The 15,040-nt window shown below is 51.1% G+C and carries 11 protein-coding genes; 6 read left to right on the top strand and 5 right to left on the bottom strand.

What is annotated here, in order from left to right; genetic code table 11:
- Positions 1-132: 132 nt before the first annotated feature.
- From FCL42_RS09565 to rlmD, 4 genes are all read right to left on the bottom strand, one after another.
- Positions 133-1,770 carry a CTP synthase gene (locus FCL42_RS09565; RefSeq protein WP_136863187.1) on the bottom strand — a complete coding sequence of 546 codons (1,638 nt, stop codon included), beginning with the start codon at positions 1,768-1,770 and terminating at the stop codon, positions 133-135.
- Positions 1,771-1,865: 95 nt separating this feature from the next.
- Positions 1,866-2,645: a nucleoside triphosphate pyrophosphohydrolase gene (gene mazG / locus FCL42_RS09560; RefSeq protein ID WP_136863186.1), complete on the bottom strand. Its 780-nt coding sequence runs from the start codon at positions 2,643-2,645 to the stop codon at positions 1,866-1,868.
- Complete coding sequence (relA, locus tag FCL42_RS09555) at positions 2,642-4,849, bottom strand: GTP diphosphokinase (RefSeq protein WP_136863185.1); 2,208 nt, start codon at positions 4,847-4,849, stop codon at positions 2,642-2,644. The genes mazG and relA overlap by 4 nt, the downstream gene beginning before the upstream one ends.
- Positions 4,850-4,958: 109 nt before the next feature.
- Positions 4,959-6,287 (bottom strand): 23S rRNA (uracil(1939)-C(5))-methyltransferase RlmD, encoded by a 1,329-nt coding sequence (gene rlmD, locus FCL42_RS09550; RefSeq protein WP_136863184.1) that lies wholly within the window; start codon positions 6,285-6,287, stop codon positions 4,959-4,961.
- Positions 6,288-6,416: 129 nt separating this feature from the next.
- On the opposite strand from rlmD, the gene barA reads away from it, so the two are divergent.
- Together barA and FCL42_RS09540 are read left to right on the top strand one after the other, a co-directional pair.
- On the top strand, positions 6,417-9,218 hold the full coding sequence (barA, locus tag FCL42_RS09545) for a two-component sensor histidine kinase BarA (protein ID WP_136863183.1): 2,802 nt from the start codon (positions 6,417-6,419) through the stop codon (positions 9,216-9,218).
- Between the two features lie 13 nt (positions 9,219-9,231).
- Entirely contained in the window at positions 9,232-9,825 is a 594-nt protein-coding gene (locus tag FCL42_RS09540) for a YjaG family protein (protein ID WP_136863182.1), read from the top strand.
- Between the two features lie 60 nt (positions 9,826-9,885).
- Here FCL42_RS09540 and FCL42_RS09535 read toward each other — a convergent pair whose 3' ends face one another.
- Entirely contained in the window at positions 9,886-10,638 is a 753-nt protein-coding gene (locus tag FCL42_RS09535) for a TetR/AcrR family transcriptional regulator (RefSeq protein ID WP_136863181.1), read from the bottom strand.
- Between the two features lie 237 nt (positions 10,639-10,875).
- Between FCL42_RS09535 and FCL42_RS09530 the strand changes: the two genes are divergently transcribed.
- Genes FCL42_RS09530 through FCL42_RS09515 form a run of 4 tightly spaced genes read left to right on the top strand, consistent with a single transcriptional unit; the run spans position 10,876 to position 14,640 of the window.
- Positions 10,876-11,487, top strand: coding sequence for a thiol:disulfide interchange protein DsbA/DsbL (locus FCL42_RS09530; protein ID WP_136863180.1), 612 nt, complete (start codon positions 10,876-10,878; stop codon positions 11,485-11,487).
- Positions 11,488-11,497: 10 nt separating this feature from the next.
- The gene (locus FCL42_RS09525; RefSeq protein ID WP_136863179.1) at positions 11,498-12,112 is read left to right on the top strand and encodes a disulfide bond formation protein B; all 615 of its coding nucleotides are present in this window, start codon (positions 11,498-11,500) and stop codon (positions 12,110-12,112) included.
- Between the two features lie 50 nt (positions 12,113-12,162).
- A complete protein-coding gene (locus FCL42_RS09520; RefSeq protein WP_136863178.1) occupies positions 12,163-12,903 on the top strand; it encodes a nucleoside-specific channel-forming Tsx family protein in 741 nt (246 codons plus the stop codon).
- Between the two features lie 30 nt (positions 12,904-12,933).
- A complete protein-coding gene (locus FCL42_RS09515) occupies positions 12,934-14,640 on the top strand; it encodes an aryl-sulfate sulfotransferase (RefSeq protein ID WP_229359821.1) in 1,707 nt (568 codons plus the stop codon).
- Positions 14,641-15,040 lie beyond the last annotated feature (400 nt).

Raw genomic sequence — 15,040 nt, 5'->3', positions numbered from 1 at the left:
CCTACAACACACCAAATAACTAATGGGATTGCTATTAACACCAACTTGAAAAAGTGCTTGGTTACTGCCCACTTACTTCATCAAGTCAATATTAGCGGCCAGCCAAGACCGGCCGCTCACATCAATACGCTGTTAGTTTAGCTCGCCCTTCTGGAACTCACCTGCCGCTTTGATAAATCCAGCGAACAGAGGGTGTCCATCACGAGGGGTCGAAGTAAACTCAGGGTGGAACTGACCTGCAACAAACCAAGGGTGCTGCGGGATCTCAATGATTTCCACCAACTTCTTATCGGTCGACAAGCCTGCGAAAGACAGACCCGCTTCCTCAAGTTGTTTACGATAGTTATTGTTAACTTCATAACGGTGACGATGACGTTCAACGCACGTTTCGCCGCCATACAGCTCTGCAACTTTTGAACCTGGTTTCAGGTGACACAGTTGAGCACCCAGACGCATGGTTCCACCAAGGTCTGCATCTTCACTGCGCTCTTCTACATTACCTTCTTCGTCAACCCATTCTGTGATCAAGCCCACAACTGGATGCGGAGTTTGCTTCATAAATTCAGAAGAGTGAGCGTCCTTCAATCCAGCAACGTTACGAGCAAACTCGATCAACGCCACTTGCATGCCTAGACAGATGCCCAGGTAAGGAACCTTGTTCTCACGAGCATAGCGTGCGGCCATGATCTTGCCTTCCACACCGCGCTCACCGAAACCACCAGGAACCAAAATGCCATCAAGGCCTTCCAAAATGCTGGTGCCTTTCGCTTCAACGTCTTGTGAATCAACGTACTTGATAGTAACAGACAAGCGGTTTTTCAAACCACCATGTTTTAGGGCTTCATTGACTGATTTATAAGCATCCGGTAGCTCAACGTACTTACCAACCATGCCAATGGTCACTTCTGCAGTCGGATTCGCCTCTTCATAGATAACGCGTTCCCACTCAGACAGATCCGCTTCTGGGCACTCAAGACCAAAACGTTTGGTGACCAGTTGATCCAAACCTTGAGATTTCAGTAGCGCAGGGATCTTATAGATGCTGTCTACGTCTTTCAGGTTGATAACCGCCTTCTCTTCTACGTTGCAGAACAGAGCGATCTTACGGCGCTCGTTGGCAGGAACCAAGCGATCGCTACGGCAGATCAAGATATCAGGCTGAATACCGATGGACAGCAGCTCTTTTACTGAGTGTTGAGTCGGTTTGGTTTTCACTTCACCCGCAGCAGACAGATAAGGAACCAAGGTCAGGTGCATGAACATGGCACGGTCACGGCCCAGTTCAACATTCAACTGACGCAGGGCTTCTAGGAACGGCAGGGACTCGATGTCACCTACGGTACCGCCCACTTCCACGATGGCCACGTCATGACCTTCAGCGCCGGAGATAACACGCTCTTTAATGGCGTTAGTGATGTGAGGAATCACCTGAATGGTCGCGCCCAAATAGTCGCCACGACGCTCTTTGCGAAGTACGTCGGCGTAAACACGGCCGGAGGTGAAGTTGTTGCGCTGGTTCATCTTGGTACGGATGAAGCGCTCATAGTGGCCCAAGTCCAGGTCGGTTTCGGCACCGTCTTCGGTAACGAATACTTCGCCGTGCTGAGTTGGGCTCATAGTACCTGGATCGACGTTGATGTAAGGATCCAGTTTAAGAATGGTTACGTTTAAACCACGGGCTTCAAGAATGGCCGCCAGAGAGGCTGCGGCAATGCCTTTACCCAACGAGGAAACCACCCCGCCCGTCACGAAGATATAATTTGTAGTCATGCTGAACCTGAGATTAGATGATACGTACTAGTGGGAGTTCACTATTAGGACGGGATAACAGTATAACAGAGGCTCAAAACCAGAACAATTACAGATTACGGCAATTCCTGCTGTTTTATCTGTTGCCAGTAGCTTTCTAACTCATCGAGATCATGTTGTTGCATCGATTTACCACTGGCAGCGGCCAAGGTTTCCACTCCGCGAAAGCGGCGCTCAAACTTATCGTTTGCACCGCGCAGGGCCTGCTCTGGGTCAACTTTTAGATGGCGAGCCAAGTTTGTCACCGCAAACAGCAGATCGCCAATTTCATCTTCAAGCCTGGCCGGGTCGCCCCCTTCCACTTCCGCCATCACCTCATCCACCTCTTCGTAGATTTTTTCTACCACAGGAGGTAGCTCAGCCCAATCAAAGCCGACACTTGCCACCCGTTTTTGAATCTTCTGGGCTCGCGACAACGCAGGTAGCGCCTTAGGAAGGTCGTCCAAAAGTGAGTGCTCACCTTTGTCAGCACGCTCCTGTACTTTGGTCGCTTCCCAATTGGCCTTTAGTTCAGACTCTGGAATGTTTCTCTGGGTAAACACATGGGGATGACGACGCTCGAGCTTATCGCAGATGGTTTTAGCCACTTGCTCAAAATCGAACCAGTCCCGCTCTTTCCCAAGCTGTGCGTAGAACACCACTTGAAACAACAGATCGCCAAGCTCACCGGGAAGCGCTTGCCACTGCTGCTGCTCGATGGTGTCAGCCACCTCGTAGGCTTCCTCCAAGGTGTGAGGCACGATGGAGGCAAAGTCTTGCTTGAGATCCCAAGGGCAACCGCCCTCGGGGTCTCGCAGCTTAGCCATGATATCCAGCAGGCGCTGCATCTCACTCATAACCGATTAACCTCGATCACACCTTGAATCTGGCTAAAGCGCGACATCAAACGGCTCAAAGACTCCATGTTAAACAGCTCCAATTTCAGCTCAATGGCCGCCGTATTCTGCTTGGCATCGCTGTGGCTGCGCATCTCCAGTACATTGGATTTTTCGTTGGCCAACAGCGTAGTAACGTCCCGCAGCAAACCATTACGGTCATTGGCGATCACCCGAATGCTGACGGTGTAGCCGCCGGCGGCGCTTTCGCCCCAAACCACGTCCACGCCCCGCTCAGGGTTACGTTCCACCAAGTCCTTTAACTGCTCACATTCCTCTCGATGCACGGACACGCCGCGACCTTGAGTGATGTAGCCATAGATGGGATCCCCCGGCAGAGGCTGGCAGCACTTGGCGATGTGAGTCATCAGATTGCCCACGCCATTGACCTCGATTTGACCTTTGTTAGCCCGAGGCTTAGTCGGTGGGCGAGTCACTAACTCAGCAACCGCCTCTTCGTCGCTGTCATGCTCTCGCTTAGCACGGCTCTGGATATGGTTGACCACCTGATTCAGGCGAATGTCACCCGCACCGATGGCCGCCAGCAGATCCTCTTTAGCATGCATATTAAAGCGACTAACGGCGCTGTCGATATCATCCAGAGTCAAACCATGACGAGCTAACTCCGCTTCCAGCATCTCCTTGCCAGCCACCGCGTTTTTGTCTTTATCCTGCAGGCGGAAGAAGTGAGCGATCTTAGCCCGAGCACGGCTGGTTTTGATGTAGCCTAGGTTTGGATTCAGCCAGTCGCGCTTCGGGTTAGGCTGCTTGGCAGTGATGATCTCCACCTGCTGGCCAGTCTCCACCAAGGTGGTGAATGGTACGATGCGACCGCCAATCTTGGCACCGATGCAGCGATGCCCCACCACCGAGTGGATGTAATAGGCAAAATCCAGTACGGTGCTGCCCGCAGGCATATCAATCACATCGCCACGGGGGGTGAATACGTACACCCGGTCTTCGAATACCTGGCTGCGCACCTCATCGATGAGGTTGCCGCTTTCAACCACGTCCTCCTGCCACTGCAGAATCTTACGTAGCCAATTGATCTTATCCTCAAAGCCGCTGGACTTGCCGGAGCCACCACCCTCTTTGTATTTCCAGTGGGCCGCTACCCCAAGCTCCGCATCTTGGTGCATCTGCTCGGTGCGGATCTGAATCTCAACGCTTTTCGCCTCAGGGCCAAGCACCACGGTGTGTATCGACTGGTAGCCGTTGGGCTTAGGTGTGGCCACGTAGTCATCGAATTCGTTAGGCAGGTGACGCCATTGGGTATGCACTACCCCAAGAGCGGCATAGCAGTCTTGCAAGCGCTCAGCGATGATGCGCACGGCGCGCACGTCAAACAACTCATCAAAGGCTAGGTTCTTCTTTTGCATCTTCTTCCAGATGCTAAAGATGTGCTTAGGTCGACCATAGACCTCGGCACGAATGCCATCGGTGTCGAGTTGCCCTTGAAGACCAGAGACAAACTGCTCGATGTAGTTTTGACGGTCGATGCGCTTCTCATCAAGCAGCTTGGCGATCTGCTTGTAGGTATCTGGATGCAGATAACGGAAGCTGAGATCTTCCAGCTCCCATTTCAGTTGCCCAATCCCCAAACGATTGGCTAATGGGGCGTAGATGTCACGGACTTCACGGGCCAACACCACTCGAGTCTCCTCGTCGGCGTTTTTCACCTCACGCAGCATGACCACCCCTTCCGCCAGCTTGATCACCACGGCGCGAACGTCTTCCACCATCGCCAACAGCATGCGGCGCAGGTTATCGATCTGGCTTTCGGAGGCTTTGATGCCATTGCCGGTTTGCAGGGTACGAATGGCGTCCATCACCTGGACACTCTTGATGAGCCCCAGCAAGCGCTCGCCATAATCGCTCTCTTCCAGTTGCTCCAGCGACAACAAACCATCATCCAGGCAGATAAACAGCACTGAGGCTTCGAGGGTATCGATGTCCATGTTCAGAGGCATCAATATCTCAACCATCTCTCGAGCGCGCTCTAATGCGGCTTCCAGCTGTTTGTCATCGACATCAGATAGGCCGGTGCAATATCGGAAACAGTCGTGAAGCTGCTCAGTCAGGGCCTCTGTCATGCCTAACTGTGCTAACCACTGGGTCAATTCAACGCGTTGCTCCCCAAAATGGATCTGACGTACCGATACCATCGACTCTCTCCTCCTTACTTGCCCTAAGGCCCTCTTTCCTCAAGCTAACTTTCTGTCATAAACAGCTGCCAACCCCACTGTGGAGCCACTCCATCAGAGGAAGTTGGCATCAATCACGTTCAAATAGCGCCATCGACTCTAGGTGCTGAGTATGCGGGAACATATCCACCAGTCCAACCCTAGTGAGGCGATATTTTTGATTAGTGAGCAGTTTTGCATCACGAGCTAAGCTGCTCGGGTTGCAGGAGACGTACAGCACTCGCTTAGGACTCCATTTGTCAAGGTGTTCCAACGCACCACTGGCCCCGGCTCGCGCGGGATCCAGCAGCATCAGATCCACCGGTTTTAACCACGCCGCCTCTAAGGTGTCGCCGTTCAGATCGCCTTGGCAAAAGCGCAGGTTATCAAGCCCCTGTTTCGCCGCCATGGCATTGCCTCGAGCCACCATGGTCTCCACCCCTTCGATGGCCAATACCGACTTGGCGCTACCGGCCAAAGGCACACTGAAATTGCCAATTCCGGCAAACAGCTCAAGTACGGTATCGGTTTTCGTTGGTGCGAGCCATTCCATCGCCTGCGCCACCATTTGACGGTTTACCTGGTCATTAACCTGAATAAAATCCCCAGGCAGATAGTCTAGTGGCTGCCACTGGTCGCCACTTTGAAATGCCATCGGCGTGGTTGGGGTACCATCCAGTTCGGTGATGCCATCACCGCTATCTAGCAGTGGCGTCAGCTGATGCTTGGTAGCAAAAGTACTGACGGTAAGTTTATCGTCTGCAGTCAACGCCTTGGTGACGCGCAGTACCATTAGATTAGCGTCATCCAGCTCAATCAGTTCAATGTGACCGATATTGCGCTTGGCTTTCAAACTTGTCACCAGAGCTGGCAGCAACGCCACTAAATCGGAGAACGCTGACACCAGCACGGGACAGCGCTCAATGGCTTCAATGTCGTTACTGCCCTCTTGACGGAAACCAAGCTGAAGCGAGCCCTTATCAAACTTAACCGCCAAACGCGCTCGGCGACGATAGTGCCACGGTGTTCCAACGAGAGTCGGCGCCACCAGCTCGGGCTCAACACCGCCGACCTTTTTCAGCAGATCCAGCAGGGTTTTCTGCTTGTAGCTGCGCTGGTCATCAATTGCCAGATGCTGCATCTGGCAGCCGCCACAGCGACCAAAATGCTGGCAGTGGGGAGCAATGCGCTCCTCGGCATGAGTTAAGCGCTTAACCACTTTGCCTAGGGAAAAACGCTTCTTTTGCTCGGTCAACTGAACTTCTGCTAACTCTCCTGGCAAAAGCCCAGGGATAAACACCACTTTGCCCTGATGTTCCGCCACCCCTTGGCCTTTATGATCCAATCGGATAGGCTGGAGGCGGATTTTTTTTGACAACTTCTTAAGTTTGTTGGACTTAGCGGTAAAAAACTGTGCCATAGAAAGGTCCGTTGATTACAATAGGGGGATCAATTGGCTTACGCTGAGATCGCCTGAGGCCTTAGAACGGCAACAGCGCCCTATACAAGGGTAAACATAGCGAATAAATAGGGGAGCATTGTCCCACAGATGAACGGGGCCAACAAATATAGCCTTAGAAGCTGGGTTCTAGTGTTAGCACTGGCTCCCACCATTCTCATTGGTGTGCTGCTTGGCAGCTTCTTTACCCTAACCCGCTTCGCCGAACTGGACGATGCGTTGATGACTCGAGGTCACAACATCATCAATCCGTTGGCGATGGCGGCCAGTTTCGGCCTGTCCACCAATAACCGCGACTACGCCCAAAAGCTTATCGACATGATCCACAAGCAGAACTCCATGATGGTTCAGCTTGTGGCGATCTTCGATAATGAAAACCAAGTGTTTGCCACCAGCCAATATCGTCAAAATTTCGATATGGTGAAGCTGCCCATCAACCGCGATTTGACCAAGGGGATGGACGTCGAGCACGTGGGCGATCACGTTATCATGCGGGCACCAGTCTATGACCTGCCCCACCCTGACGACGATAAAAAACAAGCACAAGCAAACAACAACACCGCCGCAGCCACCTCGAAAAACGCTAACGACGAGGATGCCAATACCAGCGTTGTGCCACCTCGGCCTCAGTTAGGCTATGCGGTGGTTCAGATCAACAAACATGAAGCGCTAGTAAAGCAGTACCGCGGTGCCGTTTGGGCCTTTGTGATTGTACTGATTGGCGTACAACTAAATCTGCTGTTCACCTTCCGCCTGATGAAAAACGTCACCCGCCCCATCACCGACATGGTAAAAGCGGTGGCAAAAATTCGTGAAGGCAAACTGGATCTGCGCCTACAAGGTGAACTGATTGGGGAGCTTGACGACCTCAAACGGGGCATCAATGCCATGGCTTCCTCCCTTGGGGAGTACCACAATGAGATGCAGCAGAACATCGACCAAGCCACCTCAGATCTGCGAGAAACCCTCGAGCAGATTGAGATTCAGAACGTCGAGTTGGACATCGCCAAGAAGCGCGCCTTGGAAGCTAGTCGAGTCAAATCGGAATTTATGGCCAACATGAGTCACGAGCTGCGAACCCCTCTCAATGGGGTGATCGGTTTTACACGCCAATTGCTCAAGACCCCACTGCACGATAACCAGCGAGACTACCTAAATACCATCGAAAAAAGCGCCAGCAATCTACTGTCTATCATCAACGACATTCTCGACTTTTCGAAATTGGAAGCGGGAAGAATGGTGCTGGAAAAGATGCCTTTTGCCCTTCGAGAAGCCATTGATGACACCATGTCACTGCTGTCCACCGTGGCCGCAGAAAAGCAGTTGGAACTGGTTATCGACATCGACGAAAACATCCCAGACAGCTTAAATGGCGATGTTATGCGTCTGCAGCAAATTCTGACCAACTTAGTCAATAATGCCATTAAGTTTACCGACAAAGGCAGCGTACGCTTGCAGTTGGATTGCGCCAAAGAGACCCCAGAACGGGTGCTGATCCGCGGCGAAGTGACCGATACCGGCATCGGCATCAGTAAAGATCAGCAATCACTGCTGTTCCAAGCCTTCGGGCAGGCTGACAGCTCCATCAGCCGCCGCTTTGGGGGCACCGGCTTAGGATTGGTGATCACCAAACGATTGGTCAATCACATGGATGGTCAAATTGGCTTTAGCAGCACCGAAGGCCAAGGCTCTACCTTCTGGTTTACCTTAAGTGTGGAAAAAAGCCCGTTCACCATCTCCGACCCCTTGCCAGTTCAAAGTCTGGCTCGCCAGCGCGTTCTGGTGTTTGAGCCCCGCCTGCTGACTCGCAATAATCTGGTACAACAGTTAAAACGCTGGCAGATGGATACCCTCTCCTGTGGCTCCACTCCTCAGCTTCGAAACTTACTGAAAGACCGCCACTACGACCACGCCTTCATTGCATGGCGCCGACCGGATCCCACTGCGGAGATGCTGCAAACCCTAGACAGCGTTCGCCAGCACAGTGACAACGTGGTGCTGCTACTGGACAGTGATAACAGTGAAGTGGCCAACCAAACCGGGGCGCTTGGCATCGATCACAGCCTGACGTTACCTCTGAGCCATCGCCGCCTGCATGCCAGCTTGACCAATCAAGCACCGCAACACCTGCCGGCACCTAGCCCAGAAGTAACCCTGCCCGCTGCGAAAAAGCCATTGAAGACACTGGCGGTGGATGACAATCGCGCCAACCTTAAGCTGATCGATACCCTGCTGCAGGAGTTGGTGACCGACGTCGACATCCAATCTTCAGGCACCGCTGCCATTGAGCGAGCCAGCCTGCAGGAATACGACATCATCTTCATGGACATACAGATGCCAGACATCGACGGCATTCAGGCGACGGAGCGTATCCGAGAAGGTGGCCCCAATGCTCGAACGCCCATTGTGGCGGTGACCGCCCACCTACTGGGTGAAGAGCGCGATCAAGTCTTGGCCAGTGGCGTTGATGACATTCTGACCAAGCCCATCGACGAAACCAGCTTAGCGAAGATGCTCAGCCGCTGGACACAAACGGTGAAGCCTCAGGTCAACACTGCCATCGACTGGGAGCTGGCCCTGACCCAATCAGGGGGCAACGAAGATCTCGCCAAAGAGATGCTCACCATGCTGGTGGCCAGCTTGGCAGAAAACCGGCAACAAATTCACGACCAATTACAATTGGGAGACCGTAAAGCACTGCTGCAAACCGTGCACAAGCTGCATGGTGCCACCTGTTACTCTGGTGTGCCCGATCTGCAAAAACTGTGTGCTCAAGTGGAGTCACAGCTAAAGCAAGGGCTGGAAGTGGCTGACGTCGAACCCGAAATTCTTGAGTTGCTAGATGAACTCAACAAGGTAGAATCCGCTGCCGAACCCATATTGGCAGCTTAATTAGGATCCATACATGAGCAAACAACCAGGCTTTTTTAGCCGTATTAAGGCCCTCTCAGCGGATCAAAAGCAGCTGTTCGCCACCGCACTGGCGGAGCGCATGCTGCCGAACTTCCAACTGTTTTGTGCCGCAACCGAGAGCGAGGACGCCGCTCAGCTTCAATCTTGCCTCGACCTGTTGTGGGAAAGCAGTTTCAGCCGCCGCCTGAAACTGAACTACGAACTGCAAATTGAAAAGCTAGAGGGCATCACCCCAGATCCAGACGAGCACGATATGTATGGCGTCTACCCAGCGATGGACGCGGTGGTGGCCGTTTCCACCATCTTTATCGCCATGCAGCAGAAAGTGGAAGAAGATCTGATCAACGTCTCCAAGCTCTCCAGCTCCACCGTCACCAACTACATCGAGGTGACCGAGATGCCCGAACTGGAAGGTCGCGCCCTAGACGATTTCATCTTTGCTCACGAAATGATGCAGGAGGAGAAATCGATCCAGGGGCAACTGTTGGAATGGGTCGAGTCAGAGCCCAACATCGACGACATCAAAGAGATGCGCCGCGAGATTCGCGATGCAGGCGTCTCCAATATTGGTGTCAGCCTAGACTAATATTGAGTGGGCGTGGTCTTTATCATGCCCATTTTTATCAGCACTTCACCATTCGAGCCACTAATATACCGAGTCCGTCAAAGACTCCTCTGTCTTGGCAATAAACTCATCTACATCTGCGCTCTCCAAAGTGGTAATCACCGTCTCACACAACTCAATAACCCGCTCAACATTAACATGGGGCGATTGCCACTTAAGCTCTTGCGTACTGGCAATCATCACCTTTAACACCGACGCCACCGGCAACTGCAGCATCTCGTCACGAAAATTATGATTATTTGAGAACAGCGAGAACCCTCTTTCAACACAGGTCACCAAATTGATGCTGTGATGAAGAGCTTCATCATCCGCCTCCAAAATTCCCTGGCTGCGCGCCATCATCAGAAATTGTTCATTCAGCTGATACCACTGAGCCAATAGATTACGAGTTGTCGCTATGCGCTTGTGCGAGGCGTGTTGCCAAACACAGGGCATCGCCGCAACAAACTGAATGCCGCCTCGATCCTCCTCTGCTCGAGCACGGATCACCCAGACCAGCTGCATCGCTAAAAAGCGCTCTTGAAAGGTACCGCAATCCACCATAGTGAGCTCCTGCGTCGCCTTAACGCCCCACTTAGTGATCATACGGTTGAACAGCCCAACCGCCACATCCTCCCGACTGGAGAAATAGTTATATAAGGTATTTACCGGGCAGTCGGATTGGCGAGCTAGCTCCAATAGACTCAGTGAGAACAAGCCATGCTCAATAATGGCACTCTCGGCATTATCGAGAATATTGGAGATTCGTTTGCTTTTTAGTTGCTGCCGTTTCATCTGTGCTCCAGTTCACAAAAAATATGAGAAAATTATTCATCAAAAACTCAATAATTAATGTTAACTAGGGCACAGTCTGCCTAGTGGTCAATAGAACTGGGTGCCACGTCACGGAAGTTTTCATAAAAGTTAAATAATTCCCCAAAACAATCCCTGTTGTTATCACAGTCCTTATGAGTGTCAAAATCTAGACTTATCCCATCAAAATTAATCTCTAATTCACGCAGGGAATATCTAATGAAAAAAACACTCACCATCGCCATTGCATCACTATTATCCTTCTCAACGTTTGCCGCTAAATTTGAGCAAGGGAAACACTACGAGGAATTAACCGACGCCGCATTTAATGCCCCCAATCAAGTTGTAAAGATTTACTCAACCAACTGCCCTTTCTGCTACAAGTATGAGAAAGCGGTTATCCCTTCCTATATCAAGAATCTGCCTGATAACGTCAGCTACGATGCTTACCACATCACCACTAAGCCACCCTTCGGCAAAGAGAAAGCCACGGTAGTTGCCGTTGCTAAGCAACTGGGAGTTCAGCAATACCAAAGCGTTAAAATGGCCTACTACAGCCAGATTCATGACAAGAAAATCAAATTTAAGTCCGCAGATGAAACCATTGAGTTCGGATTAGATAAATTAGATATAACTAAAGCTGAATTCAACAAACTTAAAAATAGTCCTGAGGTAACAAAACTTCTTAAGAAATGGGACCAGGGTGTTGAGGTAGCAAAAATCAAAGGTATTCCAGCCATTGTGATCAATGGTAAGTACCTAATTAACACCCAAAGTATTACTAGCATGAAAATGTTAGATGAACTTACTGCTGAACTTCTAAATAAATAAGGTGGTAAACATGTCTAGCCTAACCATGCAATGGTCTAATTTAAAAAGCAATCCAACTCAGACATTAATTGAATGGCAAAACCAACGCTGGATTTGGTTTTTAATGAGCGGAGCAGCGCTGTTTCTTATTCTTTCTGCCATGGGTTATTTCCAGTGGTTCTTAGAGATGGATCCATGCGAAATATGCGTTTACATCCGATTCAGTCAAGTTTGCATATTAATTTCTGGCCTCATTATTGCCATCAAGCCCAACAACTTAACGCTGAAAGTCATCGGCATGGCCCTGGCATGGTATGCCGTCATTCAAGGCATGGCCTGGTCCATCGAATTGGCTGTCTTGCACGATGCCTCTCATGTCCTAGATAACGTCATGGCCGAAGGTGGCGACCTATTTGCAGCAGGTGGCGGCGGCGGTGCCTGCTCCACTGAGCCGAAATTCCCTCTGGGGCTGCCGATGCACATCTGGTTTCCCTACGAATTCCAACCTTCAGGCATCTGTGGTGAAGACGATTGGAGCCTACTGGGTCTGAACATGGCGCAGTACTGCATCATCGCCTACGGCTGCTTTATCAGTGCGTTAGGTGCTGTGACTTACGGGTGGGTACGCAGCCTAATCAAAAAATAATACCAAAACTTTAGGTGCCCCTTGCGGGCACCCCTTCCAAGGAAATAGTGATGAAAATTAACTCAATAGCGCTTGCCTCCTTGCTGGCTATGTCAGCCAGCACTCAAGCCGGGATGTTGGCCGTCGAAGCCGGTGTCATGGACTGGGGCAGCAATGCAGAGCAGCACTTTGGTGAAGGCAAAAGCGAGAACAGCTTCGTCAAAATCAAAGGGGCAACGGGCAACGCCTTCGGCGATATCTACGCTCACCTACAGTTAGAAGATATCGAAGACTCCGAGATGATCGGCTCTGAGATCAATCTCATCGGTCAGATCAATATCGGCGACTCTGATTGGAACTGGTATGGCCAAGTCTTCAATAAGCAAAAGCCAGTCTGGTCGGAAACCAACACCCTGCTGGGCATCAGCTGGGACAAGAGCTTCGATAACGGACTCTATGCTCAAGTCGCCTTCGGTGGCCATGTAGTAACGGCCGACTACAAGCACTTCGATTCCGATTTTAAAGGCGGATTTAACGGCGGCTACAACTACCTGGCTCTAATTAAGCCCTTTGAACTTTGGGGTCAATCCTTTACCGCCATCTGGTGGCAAGAACACTACTTCGGCCGCGATGACCTCTATCTTGAGCTCTCCGGCGACGGCAGCGATTTTGGCTTCAATGGCTCCGCCATCTTGCAATGGCACCTTGGCGAGCAACTGTCTGCCAATCTGACCTACAAATACGCCGACAACAACCTTGGCAAACAGGGCTTCCATGATGGCCTGTTCTACGCCCTGCAGTACAACTTCTAACCATAAAATTTCGACACAAGGATTACACTCATGATGAAAAAATCACTTATCGCAAGCGCTCTGGCTATCGGTTTACTGGGCGTTCAAGGCACTGCTATCGCAGGTGGCGATGATTGGGCAGACAAGTACCTGACTACGGTAGCAACTCAAGGGGAGATCGGCATCGTTAAGGTAAACCCTTATGACTTTGCCCCACTGACCGCCATCATCGATCTTAACGGCTACTCCATCTCCGATGTTTCCGTCAAAGTAGAACCGAAAAAAGGTGGGGTTGCAGTTGAATACCCAGTCGATCAGGTGGCAATCAACACCCATAACGGTATTCCAGTATTTGGCCTGTATGCAGACTACAACAACACCGTTGCCGTTGAGTACGTGAAAGATGGCAAGCGGATCAAAGAGACCTACAAGATCAAAACCGCCCCAGTAAAACAGCTGCTATTTGATGGTCAAACTCGCTCCTTCCCAGAGGTAAAGCCGGTTACCGTTGATAACAAATTCAAAGATCGCCTCTACCTTGTGAATCACCTAGGCGCCGATGAAAATACCGTTGGCTGGGACAATTACCCAATCGTATTTGTCACCGATACTGCGGGTGAGATCCGTTGGTACATGGATTGGGACAAAGTCTACGATCAGGAGACTACCAAAGGGATCTCCATGGGTTTCCACCTTGCGGACAATGGTGAGCTGTACTGGGGCCAGGATCACTACTATGCCCGTTATGACATGCTGGGTCGTAAAGTCTTTAAGCGCGACATGCCTCGAGGCTTCACCGGCTTCTCCCACGCCATGCTGGAGATGCCAAACGGCCACTACCTATTGCGTGTAGCCAAAGAGAAGTACCTGCGCGAAGACGGTAAGCGCGTTGACACCGTTCGCGACCACGTCGTGGAAGTAGACCAAACCGGTAATGTGGTGCAGATTTGGGACTTCAACAAGATCTTCAACAACATGCGTGATGATCTACTCAAAGGTCTCGACTCCGGCGCTGTCTGCCTAAACGTAGATGAGTCCCACGCTGGTGAAACCATGGACATCGAACCCGATGCCCCATTTGGCGACCTCCCAGGGGTAGCCGCAGGCCGTAACTGGGCACACATCAACTCCATCGATTACGATGCCAGCGACGACACCATCATCGTCTCCATGCGCCACCAAGGTACCGCCAAGGTCGATCGTAATGGCGACGTGGTTTGGATTCTGGCCGCCAATAAGGGCTGGGGCGAACTGTCTGACAAAGTGTTGACGCCTGTGGATGCCAAAGGCAAGCCACTGGATTGTGACCAAAATGGTCGCTGCCAAAACACCGACTTCGACTTCCCATGGACGCAGCACACCTCATGGCTAACCAGCCGAGGAACTCTGGTCTCCTTCGACAATGGCGATGGTCGCTACTTTGAGCAGCCAGCCATGCCAACCATGAAGTATTCCCGCGGGGTTGAGTACAAAATTGACGAAGAGAAGATGACGGTTCAGCAGACCTTCGAATACGGCAAAGAGCGTGGCTACGAGTGGTACTCGCCAATCACCTCCAACATCCAATGGCGTGGCGATAAAGATACCTTCTTCATGTACTCCGCCTCTGCCGGTCTATTTACTGGTGAGCCAGGTAAGCACTTCATTAACGAAGTGACTGAATCAGGCAAGGTTAAAGTAGAGCTGACCGTTAACTCCATGGCCAAAACTGAGCCATCCTACCGTGCTCTGATTGTCGACCCAGCTAAGCTGTTTTAAATCTTGCTGTAACCAAGTTGCCGCCTCAGTTTGGGGCGGCAACTTAAGTTCCCAATTCAATTCGTCATCTAATTTCTCATTGTTTGCCTCAACAGAGACTAGGCCGCGGTATTCGTAGCCTTTTTTATCGACACATTTTGTCTAAATGATCACCAAACTCTCAATAATGCAATTGTGATCACCTAGATAGGGGCTGTTGACCCTTTGCGCTTGTTTTTGCGTGATGAGTTGGCCTTTTCGGCTTGGATTCAACAACTTGTGTGATTTAGATAGAAGATAGAAATTTCAGGGCGCCCTTCGGGATCTGATTAACGGCTTCTACTCTGCGTCAAACGATTTCGACGTAGAGCCACTATGCATTCAATCGTTTTTCTTGATTAAAAGCCGTTATTCTAGACCA

Origin of the sequence: Ferrimonas aestuarii, from assembly GCF_005116665.1 — a bacterium.
In the GTDB taxonomy this organism is placed as follows: domain Bacteria; phylum Pseudomonadota; class Gammaproteobacteria; order Enterobacterales; family Shewanellaceae; genus Ferrimonas; species Ferrimonas aestuarii.
Note: the sequence above shows the minus strand (reverse complement) of the source record. Positions and strands in the feature narration are given on the sequence as shown.